The 15,526-nt window shown below is 62.5% G+C and carries 12 protein-coding genes and 1 pseudogene; 4 read left to right on the forward strand and 9 right to left on the reverse strand.

Translation table 11 applies throughout. The features are described 5' to 3' along the window. Positions 1-3: 3 nt before the first annotated feature. From ACVI9W_RS16485 to ACVI9W_RS16510, 6 genes are all read right to left on the reverse strand, one after another. Positions 4-1,338, reverse strand: a complete 1,335-nt coding sequence (locus ACVI9W_RS16485) for an OprD family porin (protein ID WP_461530545.1) — start codon at positions 1,336-1,338, stop codon at positions 4-6. 206 nt (positions 1,339-1,544) lie between these two features. Next, positions 1,545-1,769, reverse strand: a complete 225-nt coding sequence (locus ACVI9W_RS16490; RefSeq protein ID WP_461530546.1) for a hypothetical protein — start codon at positions 1,767-1,769, stop codon at positions 1,545-1,547. A 188-nt stretch (positions 1,770-1,957) separates the two neighbouring features. Further along, on the reverse strand, positions 1,958-3,337 hold the full coding sequence (locus tag ACVI9W_RS16495) for a heavy metal sensor histidine kinase (RefSeq protein ID WP_461530547.1): 1,380 nt from the start codon (positions 3,335-3,337) through the stop codon (positions 1,958-1,960). Continuing rightward, on the reverse strand, positions 3,312-3,986 hold the full coding sequence (locus ACVI9W_RS16500) for a heavy metal response regulator transcription factor (RefSeq protein WP_038607006.1): 675 nt from the start codon (positions 3,984-3,986) through the stop codon (positions 3,312-3,314). The genes ACVI9W_RS16495 and ACVI9W_RS16500 overlap by 26 nt, the downstream gene beginning before the upstream one ends. A gap of 9 nt (positions 3,987-3,995) precedes the next feature. After that, the gene (locus ACVI9W_RS16505) at positions 3,996-7,097 is read right to left on the reverse strand and encodes a multidrug efflux RND transporter permease subunit (RefSeq protein ID WP_461530548.1); all 3,102 of its coding nucleotides are present in this window, start codon (positions 7,095-7,097) and stop codon (positions 3,996-3,998) included. Next, positions 7,094-8,260: an efflux RND transporter periplasmic adaptor subunit gene (locus tag ACVI9W_RS16510; protein WP_157191176.1), complete on the reverse strand. Its 1,167-nt coding sequence runs from the start codon at positions 8,258-8,260 to the stop codon at positions 7,094-7,096. Before ACVI9W_RS16510 ends, ACVI9W_RS16505 begins: the two co-directional genes overlap by 4 nt. A gap of 223 nt (positions 8,261-8,483) precedes the next feature. On the opposite strand from ACVI9W_RS16510, the pseudogene ACVI9W_RS16515 reads away from it, so the two are divergent. Continuing rightward, positions 8,484-8,753: pseudogene (locus ACVI9W_RS16515) on the forward strand (PAS domain-containing protein); the annotation flags it as partial. A gap of 240 nt (positions 8,754-8,993) precedes the next feature. Next, entirely contained in the window at positions 8,994-10,055 is a 1,062-nt protein-coding gene (locus tag ACVI9W_RS16520) for a methyl-accepting chemotaxis protein (protein ID WP_461531840.1), read from the forward strand. Positions 10,056-10,061: 6 nt separating this feature from the next. Here the strand turns inward: ACVI9W_RS16520 and ACVI9W_RS16525 are convergent, their stop codons facing one another. The 3 genes from ACVI9W_RS16525 to norR form a co-directional block, all read right to left on the reverse strand. Beyond that, complete coding sequence (locus ACVI9W_RS16525; protein ID WP_461530549.1) at positions 10,062-10,811, reverse strand: YkgJ family cysteine cluster protein; 750 nt, start codon at positions 10,809-10,811, stop codon at positions 10,062-10,064. Positions 10,812-10,895: 84 nt separating this feature from the next. Beyond that, positions 10,896-11,795 (reverse strand): chemotaxis protein, encoded by a 900-nt coding sequence (locus tag ACVI9W_RS16530; RefSeq protein ID WP_038607019.1) that lies wholly within the window; start codon positions 11,793-11,795, stop codon positions 10,896-10,898. An 80-nt stretch (positions 11,796-11,875) separates the two neighbouring features. Beyond that, positions 11,876-13,429, reverse strand: coding sequence for a nitric oxide reductase transcriptional regulator NorR (gene norR, locus ACVI9W_RS16535; RefSeq protein WP_461530550.1), 1,554 nt, complete (start codon positions 13,427-13,429; stop codon positions 11,876-11,878). A 153-nt stretch (positions 13,430-13,582) separates the two neighbouring features. On the opposite strand from norR, the gene hmpA reads away from it, so the two are divergent. Both hmpA and ACVI9W_RS16545 read left to right on the forward strand, forming a co-directional pair. After that, the gene (hmpA, locus tag ACVI9W_RS16540) at positions 13,583-14,764 is read left to right on the forward strand and encodes an NO-inducible flavohemoprotein (RefSeq protein ID WP_038616241.1); all 1,182 of its coding nucleotides are present in this window, start codon (positions 13,583-13,585) and stop codon (positions 14,762-14,764) included. Positions 14,765-14,935: 171 nt separating this feature from the next. After that, positions 14,936-15,406, forward strand: coding sequence for a phosphate-starvation-inducible protein PsiE (locus ACVI9W_RS16545; protein WP_157191180.1), 471 nt, complete (start codon positions 14,936-14,938; stop codon positions 15,404-15,406). The last annotated feature ends 120 nt before the right edge of the window (positions 15,407-15,526 follow it).

The following is a 15,526-nucleotide window of genomic DNA, read 5'->3' on the forward strand; positions in this document are numbered from 1 at the left end:
GGGTCAGAAGATGTTCAGTGGGTAGTCGACGATTACCCGGTACTCGTCGGCATCGCTGCCGGTCTGCGGGTAGCCCTGGCTGCCACGGTGGCTGGCCCAGCGCAGCAGGACCGAGAGGTCCTTGAGGCTGCCTTGCTGGAACACGTACTGCAGGTCGATGTCGCGCTCCCAGTGACGGGCGTTTTCGCCTTCGGGGTTGTACCAGTATTCGCCATAACCAACGCTGTTGGGGTCTACCTTGGTCAGGTCCAGTTCACCGCGCGAATAGGAGACGATCGAGGTCAGGCCGGGAACGCCCTGGCCGGTGAAGTCGTAGGCATATTTGAGCTTCCACGAGCGCTCGTTGGGGCCATTGAAGTCCGAATAGATCTGCGAGTTGTCCAGGTAGATGCTGTCGCCCTGGTTGATGTAGTCGAACGGGGTGTTGCCATTGACCCGCTGGTACACCGCGGTGAGGCTGTTGTAGCCGACATTCACGCTGAAGTGCAGGCTGTAGGTGTTGTTGTCGATGTTGCCGAGCAGCGCCTGGCCGGTGTCCTGGGTGTGGTAGTAGTGCAGGCCCGGGTTGAGGCTGACCAGGTCGTTGACCTTGTAGGTGTAGTCGAGGTCGAAGTAGTACTGGTTCCAGATGTCCTTGAGCTCGGAGGCGTACAGGCTCGAGGTCAGGTTCGGCACGCCGCTCCAGGCCATGCCGGCCCAGTTCAGGTGACGGCTCTGGCGATCATCCGGCAAGGCGCCGTAGTAGGTATCGATACGACGGTGGCCGCTCTGGTTGTAGGGCTTGGTGAAGCTGGCCTGGCCGGCTTCGAGCATCAGGCCTGCGAAGCTGTTGTTGGTCAGGCTGACACCGCGGAAGGTCTGCGGCAGCATGCGCGACTCACCACCGGCGATTACCGGGTTGGTCAGAAACAGGTCACCGGCTTTGAGTTCGGTGTCGAAGGCCTTGAGTTTGACTGCCGCACCGGCGGTCGAGAACGAGTCGTGGGCCTTGCCCGGTTCGCCGTCGCCCTGGGTATTGATTGGCAGGATGCTGGTACCGGAGGTGCCGGCGCCGCCATCGAGTTTCAGGCCGAGCATGCCGTGTACATCCAGGCCGAAGCCGACGGTACCCGGGGTGTAGCCCGATTCGAACTTACCGAGAAAACCCTGTCCCCATTCCCGATTGTCATGCTCGCCGCGATTTAGCTGATTGCGGTTGAGGTAGTAGTTGCGCGCATGCACGTTGAGGCTGGACCCTTCGATAAAGCCTTCGGCCTGCTCCTCGTTGGCCTGGGCGTTGAAGGGGATCGTTGCAGCCAGTGCAACGAACAGGGGGGTGAAGCGTAAAGCAGTGTTCACCGGGGTGGACTCCTTGAGGTGAAAGTAAGGCAATTTCTGTGGTGCGAAAGTTGATCTTTTTATGAGCAAACGAGCCAGCTTACTGGCACTTTTCGACACACGAAAAAAAAGCCGCTGATCATCAGCGGCTTTGAAAGACAACCGCACAGGCGCTCAAGTCACCTGTGCGATTACCCAAGGAGTCGAAGGGAGAAACGGCGTGCTGATCAGCTTTCGGCTGCGTCACTCGAAGAAACCTGGGAAGCGGTCTGTTCTGCGGGCTTGGACGCTTGCTCGGACTGGGCGGCGAAGGCCTCGCGAGCCTGTTCGTGGACGACAGCCAGCTCGGCATTGCGAGCGATGAACGCCTGGGATTCCTCGGCCATGGCCAGAGGGGACAATAACAGGGAAGACAGGACGAATACGCTGGCAACACCCATACTGTTGGACATTTTGAAACAGCCTTCTTGCGGTGCAAGTGTTAAGTAGGTCCGACTAAATTAGTCGGAAACACCGGCAAGAAACAGTGACTTTTTCGAGAAGTACTATTGCGTCAAGGGTAATAGTCGAGGTTCGTCGCGGGGCAAGCCCGCTCCCACCGGTCCACCACTGTGGGAGCGGGCTTGCCCCGCGATGGGCTTCAGGCCGGCAACATAATCCCGAAGGTATTGGCCCCCGCCTGGCTGCGCACGAACACGCTGCCACCATGCATCAGGGCAATCGCCTTGACGATCGCCAGCCCCAATCCATGGTTGCCAGCACCACTGGTGCGCGCGGCATCGACCCGGTAGAAGCGCTCGAACAGCATCGGCAGATGTTCCTCGGCAATCGCCGGCCCCGGATTGCTCACCGCGATGCTGATCTGCCCATCGACCTGTTCGATACGCACCTGGATAACCTGCTGGGCGGCGGTGTGTTGCACGGCGTTATTCAGCAGGTTGATCAGGGCTCGGCGCAACTGGGCCTTTTCGATGTGCGCCTGGGCGTCGCCACTGACTTCGACGCGTACCTGGGCGTCCTCGAGGATGTAGTCGAGGTAATCGAGGGTCGCCGCCACTTCTTCGGCCAGCGAGCTGCAGGTCAGGGCCGTGGCCTTGCTGCCCTGGTCGGCGCTGGCGAGGAACAGCATGTCGTTGATGATGGTGCGCAGGCGTTCGAGTTCTTCCAGGTTCGATTGCAGCACCTCGAAGTAATGCTCGGCACTGCGCCCCCGGGTCAGCGCCACCTGGGTCTGGCCGATCAGGTTGGTCAGCGGTGAGCGCAGTTCATGGGCGACGTCGGCGTTGAAGGCTTCAAGGCGGGTGTAGGCCTGGTCGACCCGCTCCAGGGTGGAGTTGAAGGCGCTGGCGAACTGCGCCACTTCCGGTGGCAGGTCGGATAGCTGCAGGCGACCGCTCAAGCGAGGCGGCGCAAGTTTTTGCGCTTCTGCCGAGAGCGTGCCCAGCGGCTTGAGCCCGACCCGCGCCACCCAGTAACCGAGCAATGAGGCGAGGAAAACGCCGAACACCGACAGGCCGATAATCGCCACCAGCAAGGTGTGTTGCGTCTCCCAGAAGGTTTCGGTGTTGATGGCGATCAGAAAACGCAGCGGCGGGCGCGTGCCCATGGCCGGCAATTCACTGACCAGTACTTTGTACGGGTAGGGGCTATCGGCCAGGCGCAGGTCGCGCATACCCAGTGCCCCTTGGGCGAAAGCGCGGATGCCGGCATCGGGATGGCCGTACTCGAACGTGCTGTTGCCACTGACCACCCAGAAGCGGATACGGCGATCTTCTTCGCCGAGCAGGTTGAGCTTGTTGGTGATCTTCGCCCAGTGCTCGGTGGTGTCGTAGCGGGTCAGCGACGACTCCAGCACACTGAAGCGCGCTTCCAGTTCCGCCACGGGCAGCAGGTCCAGGCTGCGGTCCACCTGCCTGTACAAGGCGCTGCCGATCAACAGGAACACACCCAGTGCGACCAGGGTAAACAGCACGCTCAGGCGCAGGGCGATGGAGTTAGCCGGCACGGTTTTCCAGAACATAGCCCATGCCTCGAATGGTATGCAGCAGCTTGGTTTCAAAGGGGCCGTCGAGCTTGGCGCGCAGGCGCTTGATCGCCACTTCGACGACGTTGGCATCGCTGTCGAAGTTGATGTCCCAGACCAGTTCGGCGATGGCGGTCTTGGAGAGGATTTCGCCCTGGCGCCGGGCCAGCACACTGAGCAGCGAGAACTCCTTGGCGGTCAGGTCCAGGCGTTGCCCAGCGCGGCTGGCCTTGCGGCTGATCAGGTCGACCCACAGATCGGCGACCTGGATCTGCACCGGTTCGTGGCTGCCGCTACGGCGGGTCAGGGCTTGCAGGCGAGCGACCAGTTCGAGGAAGGAGAACGGCTTGCCGAGGTAGTCATCGGCGCCCTCGCGCAGGCCATGAATGCGGTCTTCGACCCGCTCGCGGGCGGTGAGCATGATCACCGGCGTCTGCTTGCGCGCGCGCAGGGCGCGCAGCACGCCATAACCGTCCAGGCCGGGGAGCATGACGTCGAGCACGATCACCGCGTAGTCGCCTTCCAGGGCCAGGTGCAGGCCGTCGATGCCGTCGCGGGCCAGGTCCACGGTGAAACCTTGTTCGGTCAGGCCGCGGTGCAGGTAGTCGGCGGTCTTTTCTTCATCTTCGATAATCAGCACACGCATGTTCGGTTCTCAACTGGCATTGGGCTGCGTCGCGCTTTGCGACGCCTGACGCCGATGGAACAAGCGTTCCAGGGCCAAGTATATGATTGGCGTGGTGAACAGTGTCAGCGCCTGGCTGACCAGCAAGCCGCCGACCACGGCAATCCCCAGCGGCTGGCGCAGTTCGGCGCCAGCGCCCATGCCGAACATCAACGGCACGGCACCGAGCAGGGCAGCGAGGGTGGTCATCATGATCGGCCGAAAGCGCGTCAGGCAGGCCTGGTGGATCGCTTGCTCGGGGCTCAGGCCCAGATTGCGCTGGGCATCCAGGGCAAAGTCGATGAGCAGGATGCCGTTCTTCTTGACGATCCCGATCAACAGCACAATGCCGATCAGGCCCATGATGCTGAAGTCCTGGCCCGACAGCCACAGCAGCGCCAACGCGCCAAGCCCGGCGGAGGGCAGAGTGGAGATGATGGTTAGCGGATGGACGAAACTCTCGTAAAGCACGCCGAGGATGATGTACACCGCCACCAACGCGGCGAGGATCAGCCACGGCTGGCTCGACAGCGAACTCTGGAAAGCCTGCGCCGCACCCTGGAAATTGCCGATGATCGAGTCGGGCATGCCCAACTCGCGTTGGGTGCGTTCGAGGATCTGCACCGCATCACCCAACGCTACACCGGAGGCCAGGTTGAACGACAGGTTGGCCGCAGGAAACAGGCCGTCATGGCTGATCGACAACGGCCCGGTACTCGGCGGCGCGACTTTGGCCAGCACCGACAGCGGCACCATCTCGCCGGTCAGCGGTGAGCGCAGGTAGAAGTAGTTCAGGCTTTCGGCCTTGCCGCGCTGGCGGGCGTCGAGTTCGAGGATCACCTTGTACTGGTTGGTTTCGGTCTGGAATTCGCTGATCTGGCGCTGCCCGAAGGCGTCATAGAGCGCCTGGTCGATGTCGGTGGTGGTCAGGCCGAAGCGTGCCGCGGCGCGGCGGTCGATATCGATGCGGGTGACGCTGGCGCCCAGTTGCAGGTCGTTGGACAGATCACGAAAGGCCGGGTTGGCCTTCAGGCGTTCGGTCAGGCGCTGGGTCCACAGGTTCAGCGCCGCGCCGTCGTTGCTTTTGAGCACGTACTGGTACTGGCTGCGGGTGGGGCCGGAGCTGAGGTTGATGTCCTGGCCGGCGCGCAGGTAGAGGACCACGCCGGGTACCTTGGCCAGTTTCGGGCGCAGGCGATCGATGAACTCGCTGGCCGACACGTCGCGATCACCGCGGTCCTTGAGGGCAATCCAGAAGCGGCCGTTGGCGATGGTCTGGTTGCTGCCAGTGACCCCGACCGCATGGGAGAACGCCCGCACTGCCGGGTCGGCTTCGATGACCTTGGCCAGTGCCTGGTGCTTTTTGATCATGTCCGGGTAAGAGATATCCGCAGCACCTTCCGAGGTGCCGAGGATGAAGCCGGTGTCCTGGACCGGGAAGAAGCCTTTGGGAATGGCAACATAGCCGACCACCGCCAGCGCCAGGGTGACGCCGAAGATCCCCATCATCAGCCGCTGATGCGCCAGGGCCTTGACCAGCACGCGTTCGTACCAGGCCAGCAGGCGTTCGCCGAAAGTGACCTTGTGTTGGTCTTTGTGTTCGGGGCGCTCCATGAACAGGGCGCATAAAGTCGGTGCCAGGGTCAGCGAGACCACCACCGATATGAGGATGGTCGAGGTTGCGGTGAGGGCGAATTCCTTGAACAGACGGCCAACCACACCGCCCATGAACAGCAACGGAATAAACGCCGCCACCAGCGAAAAACTGATCGAGACCACGGTAAAGCCGATCTCTCCGGCGCCCTTGATCGCCGCCTCGCGCTTGCTGTCGCCGGCCTCCAGGTGACGGTGGATGTTCTCCACCACCACGATCGCGTCATCGACCACAAAACCCACGGCGATGACGATGGCCACCAGGGTCAGGTTGTTCAGGCTGAAGCCGAACAGGTACATCAGGGCAAAGCTGGCGATCAGCGACACGCCGAGCACGCTGGACACGATCAAGGTCGCCGACCATTGCCGCAGGAACAGCGCCATCACCCCGATCACCAGAATCACCGCGATCATCAGGGTGATTTCCACTTCGTGCAGAGAGGCACGAATGGTTTGGGTACGGTCGTTGAGCACCGAGACCTCGACCGACGCCGGCAGCATCTGCTCAAGCCGTGGCAACGCCTCCATGATGCCGTCGACGGTTTCGACAATGTTGGCGCCGGGCTGGCGGAACACCACCAGGTTGAGGCCCTGCTGCTCGCCGGACCAGGCTTTGACGTAGGCATTTTCGGCGCCGTTGATGACCTTGGCGACATCCTTCAGGTGCACCGGCGCGCCGTCGCGGTAGGAGACGATCAGCTGGGCGTATTCCTCGGGGTGGAACAGCTGGTCGTTGGTGGCCAGGGTCGAGACGCTGCTTTCGCCATACAGCGCGCCTTTGGCCAGGTTCAAGCTGGTTTGCTGGATGGCCTGGCGCAGGTCGGCGAGGGTCAGTCCCAGGGCGGCGAGTTTTTCCGGTTGGGCCTGAACACGGATGGCCGGGCGCAACTGGCCGGTGATGTTGATCAGGCCGACGCCTTCGATCTGGCTCAGTTGCCTGGCCAGCAGGGTTTCGGCGTAGTCGCTCAGTTCGTTGGCCGGCATCTGCGCCGAGCTGACGGTGAGGATCAGCACCGGGCTGTCCGCCGGGTTGACCTTGCGCCAGGTCGGCGGGCTGGGCATGTCCTGGGGCAGGCGCGCGGTGGCGGTGTTGATCGCGGCCTGGACTTCCTGGGCGGCGGTGTCGATGCTTTTTTCCAGGCTGAACTGCAGGATCAGGTTGGTCGAACCCAGGGCGCTGCTGGAGGTCATCTGGGTCATGCCGGGGATGGCACTGAACTGCACTTCCAACGGCGTGGCCACCGACGAGGCCATGGTCTCGGGGCTGGCGCCGGGCAACTGGGCGGTGACCTGGATCGTCGGGAAATCGGCCTCGGGCAAGGGCGCGACCGGCAGGCGGGGAAAGGCGATGGCCCCGAGCAGCACCAGCGCGAATGTCAGCAGCAGCGTGGCGATCGGGCGGTCGATACACCAGCGCGATAGCGAACCGCGGGCGTTCATGGCTGCACCTGGCCGGCGGCCACGTCTTCAGGTGCGGCCGTTTCAGCGGCCACTTCGACAGTGGCCCCGGGCTTGAGCCGGGACTGGCCGTCGGAGACCAGTTTATCGTCTCGGCTGACCCCGGCGATGATGTTCAGGGCGCTGTCCTGATACAGCACTTTGACCGGCACGCTTTCGACTTTGTTGCCGGCCAGCCGGTACACGTAGTGCCCGTCAATGCCGCGCTGCACCACCTGGGGAGGCACCACCAGGGCGTTCTGCTCCAGTGCGGTCTGCAGCTTCAGGGTCACCAGTTGACCAGGCCAGAGGCGGGCGTCGGGGTTGGCGAACTCGGCCTTGACCCGGATGGTCCCGGTGTTGGCGGCCACCTGATTGTCGATCAGGGTCAGATGACCCTCGGCCAGCAACGTGCCGCTGCTGTCGCCATCGCCTTCCAGGTAAGCCTGGACCACCGCCGGGGGTTGCGCTTTGAGCAGCCCCTGCAAGGTCGGCAACATGTGTTGCGGCAAGGAGAACTCGACCCCGATCGGGTCGATCTGGGTGACGCTGAACAGTCCCTGGGTATCGGCCACGCGCAGGAAGTTGCCTTCATCGACATTGCGGATACCGACCCTGCCGGTCACCGGCGAAAGAATCTGGGTGTAGGACAATTGCACCTGAGCGGCGGCAATCGCGGCCTGATTGCCCAGCACGGTGGCTTGCAACTGATTGAACAGCGCTTGCTGCTGGTCCAGGGTCTGGCGTGATACGCCATTGTCGGTACTGAGCAGCTTGTAACGCTTGAGGTCGACACCGGCGACCTGCAGTTGCGCCTGACTCTGACCCAGCTGCGCCTTGGCCTGCTCCAGGCTGGCGCGGATGGCGCGGTCGTCGATGGTCGCCAGCAGATCGCCTTGCTTGACCCACTGACCCTCTTTGACCAGCAGGCGGGTCAGCACCCCTTCGACCTGCGGACGGATGACCACGCTGTGCAGCGACAGCACCGACCCGATTCCGCTGACAAAGCGCGGCACATCCTGCTGCTTGACGCTGACCACCCGTACCGGAATGGCCGTAACCCCGGCCGGCTTTTCACTGCCCGAACGGCTGGACAACCACAGGGCAGCACCTGCCAGGGCGAGGAGGAGGGTGCTGATCACAAGAGTACGGGAGTTGATTCGCATGCTTGCCGGGCACCGCTGGCAGAGGGGTCATGCCTAGTTTATAGCGGCTCGATCAGGTCAGCAGCGTGACGGCTAACTGACAGCGCTGACAGCTTGTAGGGGAGGGTAATGGCCAATTGCCAATTATCCTGAGCTGGATCAATAAATCGGGCCAATTTGTCACTAGAGTCGTACGCCCTGCCGATTCTCCCAATAACAACGAGTGCCTCCGATGAAGAGCAATATGCCTGTGACCGGTCGCAATGTGGATTATCCCGGTGACGCCAATATCCTTTCCACCACCGATCTCTCCAGTGTAATCACCTACGCCAATGATGACTTCGTCAAGATCAGCGGTTTCAGCCGTGAAGAACTGATAGGCAGCGCTCACCATATCGTGCGCCATCCGGATATGCCGTCACAGGCATTCGAGCAGATGTGGCAGACGCTAAAACGCGGCCAGTCGTGGATGGGGCTGGTAAAGAACCGTTGCAAGAGTGGCGATCACTACTGGGTCAGCGCTTTCGTTTCGCCCATCGCCAGTCAGGGCCATACGGTGGAGTATCAATCGGTACGGACCAAACCCAGCGCCGAGCAGATCGAGGCCGCCGAGCGCTGTTATGCACAGCTGCGCAGTGGGCGCCAGGCCTGGTGGCAGCGTTTACCGGTGCTGGGGCTTGGCTGGCAACTGTGGGCAGGGGTGACGCTTGGGGTGGTGCTGGCCTCGGCGCTCACGCGCTGGTTGCTGCCGGTATTGCCCTGGCAAGGCGTGCTGGAGGTGCTGCTGGCCAGTGGTTTGAGTGCGTTGGTCATTCTTGCCGTGCTCAAGCCGTTTCAGCGTCTGTGTGCCGAAGCCCTGACCATCGCCGATAACCCGTTGAGCCAGCAGTTGTATACCGGCCGACGCGATGGCATTGGCCAGATCGATTTCGCCCTGCGTATGCTCAAGGGCCAGCTCGGTGCGGTGGTCGGGCGCATCGGCGACACTTCCCGACGCCTGGCCGGACACAGCGGTTCGCTGGCGCAATCACTGCAAAGCAGTCACAGCAACAGCCTCGAGCAGCAGGGCGAAGCCGATCAGATCGCTACCGCGATCAACCAGATGGCCGCCAGCGTCGCCCAGGTCGCCAGCAATGCCCAGCAAGCCTCCCAGGCCGCCGATCAGGCCGAAGGTGAAACCCGTGCCGGGCACCAGCTGGTCGATCTCAACCGTAGCGCGATCCAGGAACTGGCCAGCTCGCTGGATGCCGCCACCGAGGTTATCCACACCCTGCAGAACCACAGCAGCGAGATCACCGGGGTGGTGGAGGTGATTCGCGGGATTGCCGAGCAGACCAACCTGCTGGCACTCAACGCCGCTATCGAGGCCGCTCGGGCGGGGGATCAGGGCCGTGGTTTTGCCGTGGTCGCCGATGAGGTGCGCAGCCTGGCGCAGCGTACAGCGCAATCAACTCACGAGATTCAGCGCATGATCAGCGTCCTGCAGGTCGGTGCCCGCGATGCGGTACAGGTGATGCAGCAGAGCAGCGAGCATGCCGGGCACAGCGTCGATCAGGCCCGGCGCGCGGCCAGTGCGCTGGACGGCATCAGCCTGCGGGTCAGACAGATCAGCGAGATGAGTGTGCAGATCGCGGCGGCGGTGGAACAGCAGAGCCAGGTCAGCGAGAGCATCAACTGCAACATCATCAGTATTCGCCAGGCCAGCGAGTCAACGGTGCAGGTCGGTCAGCAGAGCCACCTCAGCGCCAGTGACGTGGCTGCACTTGCCGAGGATTTGCGGCGCTTGGCCGCCGAGTTCTGGCGGCGCTGCCATTGAGGCTGATCAAAAACCGATGAAGCCGTAGTGCCCGGCCGCTTCGCTGCGGATCCGGGCACCGCAGGCCTCGAGTTGTTCACACAACTGCGGGTCGAGCACATGCAGGGTCCAGGGGGCGACCTGTCCCTCGGGGCGGACTTCTTGCAGTGCCTGGGCCAGGGCCTGGGTGTCAGGCAAATAGGCGGTGAAGCCGTTACCTTTCAGCGCGCTGGTATCAATGCCCAGTGCCTGGCAGATGGCGACTTTGCCACGGATATCGTCGCGGTCGGCCTGGCGCGAGCGTTCGATCAGCTCGGCCAGGCGCCGGTCGACCAGGTGCTGGCCGTGGATCAGCGGCGGGCCGCTTTGCCAGGCTTCACTGGGGCAGTCCTTGGCTTCGGGGCGCAAGGGGATGTGCGGGTTGATTTCCATCGGATAGATACGGCACACCAGTGGCCGGATTTCGTAGATGGTGCAGCGGTCATCGGCATCCAGGTTGCGGCAGCGTTCGGGGTTGAAGGCGGCGAAGGTGATCGCCACATGCGCCTCGGTGCTACCGCACGGCACCGGCCAGGAACGGCGCAAGGCATGTTCGCGCTGATCGGCGGGCAAGCCCAGGCCGTTGGCCAGGAAGGATTCGACCAGGACGATGACCTGGCCGCCGGAGCTCGTCCATTGGCGGGCTTCGCTCAGGGTCAGGGGGACGTGGTGGCCGGTGCAGCACTTGCCGCAGCCGGTGCAGTCGAAGCGGATATCGCCAGTTTGGGCAGTGTTCACGGTTTAGCGGGGACTCGATTGACAATGGACTCGATTGTGCCTGAGGTTCAGGCACTTTCAAGCACAACCCTCAGCGCTTGTGTGTCAGCCCTCTGCGAAGGCCACGGCGCGGGCGGCGACGATCAGGCAATCGGTCAGGTCCGGTGAGGAGAACTTGGTCAGCACCGCATTGGCCCCGGCGAGCCTGGCTTTTTCGCTGTTCATGGCACTGTCCAGAGAGGTATGCAGCAGTACATAGAGGTGCTTGAAGTCCGGGGTGTCGCGCAGGGTGCGGGTGAAGGCGTAGCCGTCCATTTCGGACATTTCGATATCCGAGACCACCACGTTGATTTCCTGCTCGGTGCCTTGCAACTCCAGCAGGGTGTTGATCGCATCCTTGGCGCTGCGCGCGGTGTGGCATTCGATCCCGAGGCTGCGCAGGGTGTGCACCGATTGCTGCAGGGCGACCTGGCTGTCATCGACCACCAGGATATTGGTGGCGGCCAGCAGCGACGCATCATCCGCGCTCAACTCGCTGGTGAGCACTTCGTGAGCAGGCGGGGCGATGCCATGGATGACTTTTTCGATGTCCAGCACCTGCACCAGGGTGTTGTCGACCCGGGTGACGCCGGTGATGAACGACTTGCTGCCCGAGCCATAGGGCGGCGGTTTGATGTCGGTGCTCAGGCAATGCACGATCTTGCTCACCGCCTGCACATGCAGGCCCTGCTTGGAACGGCTGATGTCGGTGACGATCAGGCAGCCGCCCTGGGGATCTTCCAGCGGCCGTTCGCCAATGGCCCGGGACAGGTCGATCACCGACAGCGAGTTGCCACGCAGGGTGGCCACGCCTTTGACGTGGGGGTGCGACTCCGGCAGTTTGGTCAGCGGCGGGCAGGGAATGATTTCACTGACCTTGAGCAGGTTGATCGCCATCAGCTTGCCACTGCGCAGAGTGAACAGCAGCAACGACAGCGAGTCCGCGCGGGCATTTTGCGAGGCCATAGGCACCTTCAGGACAGATTGAAATGGGGAGATGCCGGGTTATCGACCCGCCAGTCCGTGGCTTTAATCGCTTGCACAAATCAGCGTAGACCCAGGCGCTTGGCCAGGCGACCGAGATTGGCGCGGTCCAGGCCCAGTTCGCGGGCGCTGCTGGCCCAGTTGTGCTGATGGCGCTCAAGACAGGCCTGGATCAGCTGGCGCTGGTAATCATCGAGGGCCTGGCGCAGGTCGCCGCCAGGCAGGGGCACTTCGACAGGTAGCGGTGCCTGGCTGTGATTGGCCACAGGTTCGACAGGTCTCAGGTCCAGGTCGGCAGCATCCAGGGTCAGAATCTTCGGGCGCTGGCGGTGCTGGCCGAGGGCCTTGAGCGCCGAGCGGCCGATCAGGTGCTCCAGTTCACGCACGTTGCCCGGCCAGTCGTAGGCCAGCAGCGCGGCCTGGGCTTCAGCGCTCAGGCGCAGGCTGCCCAGGCCCATGCGCGAGCGATTCTGTTCGAGAAAGTAGCCGCTGAGCAGCAGCACATCGCGCCCGCGTTCGCGCAGTGGCGGTACCAGCAACGGGTAGACGCTCAGACGATGATAGAAATCGGCGCGATAACGTCCGCTGCGCACTTCATCGGCCAGGTCGCGGTTGGTGGCGGCGATCAGACGTACGTCGACGCGGTGCTCCTGGTCTGAACCCAGTCGCTGCAATTGCCCGCTCTGCAGCACGCGCAGCAGCTTGGCCTGTACCGTCAGCGACAGCTCGCCGACTTCGTCGAGAAACAGCGTACCGCCGTTGGCCAGTTCGAACTTGCCACGGCGTTCACCGACGGCACCGGTAAAGGCGCCGCGCACATGGCCGAACAGCTCGCTCTCTACCAGGGTGTCGGGCAAGGCTGCGCAGTTGAGGCTGATCATCGGTTTGTCGGCACGGCTTGAAGTCTGGTGGATGGCCTGGGCCACCAGCTCTTTGCCGACCCCGGTTTCACCGGTGATCAGCACGGTCAGGTCGCTGCTGCCGACCAGCTGGATTTCCTCCAGCAGGCGTTTGTGCGCTTTGCTCTGACCGATCAGTTCCTTGTGCTGCTGGCCGCTGGCCTGGCGATACACTTCGGCGCGTTCATGTTCATCCTCGGCGCGCAACGCCAGGCGCTCGATGCGTTCGGCGACGTTGACCGTGGCTTCTGCCAGGCTGGCGAAGGCCTGCAGGGCATCGAGTTCGACCTGCTGGAACTGCTCCGGGTCCAGCGCATCGAGGGTGATCAGGCCCCAGGGCTGCTCATCGACGTACAGCGGGCAGCCCATGCAGTCGTGGACTTCCAGGTGCTGATGCAGGCCTTCGACCAGGCCGTCGTAAGGGTCGGGCAGCTCGCTGTCGCTGGCAAAACGGGTGGGTGCGCTGTTGCCGAGAATCGCCTCGAAGCGCGGATGTTCGTTGACCTTGAAGCGCCGCCCAAGGGTGTCGGTGCTCAAGCCATCGACCGCCAGCGGCACCAGCCAGTCACCGTCCAGACGCAGCAGCGCGGCAGCGTCGCAGGGCAACAGGCTGCGCATGGCTTCGAGCAGGCGTCGGTAGCGTTCGCGCTCGGGCAGGTCGCGGGCCAGATCGCTGACCAGCGGCAGTAGGGCGGTGAGCAGGGATTTTGCGGTCATAAAGACTCCTGTTGGTCTTATTGACTATATCGCATTCCTGGTCTTTATGACTCTATAAAATATAACTCATTGATTTATATGGATTTTAAAGTTGGCATGGAAACTGAATTAGCCAAGGCATTCATCAAGAAGCCACAGGCTCAGGAGTCATCCATGCTCAATGCCCAGGATCGTGCAATCGTCAAAGCCACTGTTCCCCTGCTGGAAAGCGGCGGTGAGGCGCTGACCACTCACTTCTACAAACTGATGCTCAGCGAATACCCGGAAGTGCGCCCGCTGTTCAACCAGGCGCACCAGGCCAGCGGCGACCAGCCTCGGGCCCTGGCCAACGGTGTATTGATGTATGCCCGGCACATCGACCAGCTCGAACAGCTCGGTGGCCTGGTCGGCCAGATCATCAACAAGCATGTGGCCTTGCAGATCCTTCCGGAACATTACCCTATCGTCGGTAGCTGCCTGCTGCGCGCCATTGAAGAAGTGCTCGGCAAGGAAATCGCCACCCCTGAAGTGATTGCTGCGTGGGGCGCCGCTTACCAGCAACTGGCCGATATCCTCATCGGTGCCGAAGGCGACATCTATGCCCAGAAAGCCGCCGCTCCGGGTGGCTGGCGTGGTGCGCGCGACTTCAAACTGGTGCAGCGCGTCGACGAAAGCAGCGAGATCGTTTCCTTCTACTTCGCTCCGCTCGATGGTGGTGCGATTCTCAGCGCCGAACCCGGTCAGTACATCGGCCTGCAGCTGTTCATCGACGGCGTTGAACAGCGCCGCAACTATTCGCTGTCGGCCCTGAGCAATGCCGGTCAGTACCGCATCAGCGTCAAGCGCGAGGCCGGTGGCAAGGTTTCCAACTACCTGCACGAGCAACTGGCCGTGGGCGACACCATCAAGCTGTTCCCGCCATCGGGCGAGTTCACCTTGAGCGCCAGCGACAAGCCGCTGGTGCTGATCAGCGGCGGCGTCGGCATCACCCCGACCCTGCCGATGCTGGAAGCGGCGCTGGAAAGCGGGCGTCTGGTGCACTTCATCCACTGCGCACGCAACGGTGCGGTGCACGCGTTCCGTGACTGGGTCGATGGTCTGGCAGCGCGTTACCCGCAGGTCAAACGCTTCTACTGCTATGCCGAAGACGATGGTGTCAGTGAACCTGCCGATGCCGTTGGCTTGCTGACGGCCGACCAGCTCAACGAATGGCTGCCGCAGGAGCGCGACCTGGATGCCTACTTCCTCGGCCCGAAAGGCTTCATGGCCACGGTCAAGGGGCACCTCAAGGGCCTGGGCGTTCCTGAGAAGCAGAGCCGCTACGAGTTCTTCGGCCCGGCTTCGGCGCTGGAATAACACGGTTTTTCCAACCTACGGTTGAAAGCACAAGGCACAGCCTGCGATGGCTGTGCCTTGCGGCGTTTGGTCGCCTTCTCAAACACAGCCCCTGGCCTTTTTACTGCATGCAGAAAAAGCGTCATGCGTGTGGCGCATCATCCTCCCAGCCGTATCAAGGAAAGCGAAATCGTGAACATCAAATGGGCAGACAAACTGCGCAAAGGCCTGCATGGCTCGGCGGACTCGCTGGGCAACCTCTGCGTCGAAGCATTTCACTACCTGGCCCTGTTCGGCATCGGTGCGATTACTGCCTATGCGGCGGTGGCGACCTTCATCGATATGCTCGGCAAGGGCGGTGTCAGCGTCGATGACATCCTGCTGCTGTTCATCTACCTCGAGCTGGGCGCGATGGTGGGGATCTACTTCAAGACCAACCACATGCCGATCCGCTTCCTGCTCTATGTGGCGATCACCGCACTGACGCGTCTGCTGATCGGCGATGTCTCGCACCATAAAGCGCCGGATGTCGGCTTGCTGTACGTGTGTGGCGGCATCCTGCTGTTGGCGTTTGCGATTCTGGTGGTGCGTTATGCGTCTTACCAGTACCCGTCGACCAAGGCTATCGATGCGAGCGGCAAAGAGATCGAAGAAAGTAAATAACATCTGTTGGGATGGCGGTCTGTGGGAGCGGGCTTGCCCCGCGATGCGATGTGACTGCAACACTGCAATCGCGGGGCAAGCCCGCTCCCACCGGGTCTGGTTTCAAGGCAGTTGTTGCAA

The organism is Pseudomonas sp. 210_17 TE3656 (assembly GCF_054821965.1).

Coding starts and splice junctions, on each gene's coding strand:
- ACVI9W_RS16490 (WP_461530546.1), bottom strand. CDS start 1,769: ATGTCCAACAGTATGGGTGTTGCCAGCGTATTCGTCCTGTCTTCCCTG.
- norR (WP_461530550.1), bottom strand. CDS start 13,429: ATGACCGCAAAATCCCTGCTCACCGCCCTACTGCCGCTGGTCAGCGAT.
- ACVI9W_RS16500 (WP_038607006.1), bottom strand. CDS start 3,986: ATGCGTGTGCTGATTATCGAAGATGAAGAAAAGACCGCCGACTACCTG.
- ACVI9W_RS16530 (WP_038607019.1), bottom strand. CDS start 11,795: ATGGCCTCGCAAAATGCCCGCGCGGACTCGCTGTCGTTGCTGCTGTTC.
- hmpA (WP_038616241.1), top strand. CDS start 13,583: ATGCTCAATGCCCAGGATCGTGCAATCGTCAAAGCCACTGTTCCCCTG.
- ACVI9W_RS16495 (WP_461530547.1), bottom strand. CDS start 3,337: ATGTTCTGGAAAACCGTGCCGGCTAACTCCATCGCCCTGCGCCTGAGC.
- ACVI9W_RS16505 (WP_461530548.1), bottom strand. CDS start 7,097: ATGAACGCCCGCGGTTCGCTATCGCGCTGGTGTATCGACCGCCCGATC.
- ACVI9W_RS16510 (WP_157191176.1), bottom strand. CDS start 8,260: ATGCGAATCAACTCCCGTACTCTTGTGATCAGCACCCTCCTCCTCGCC.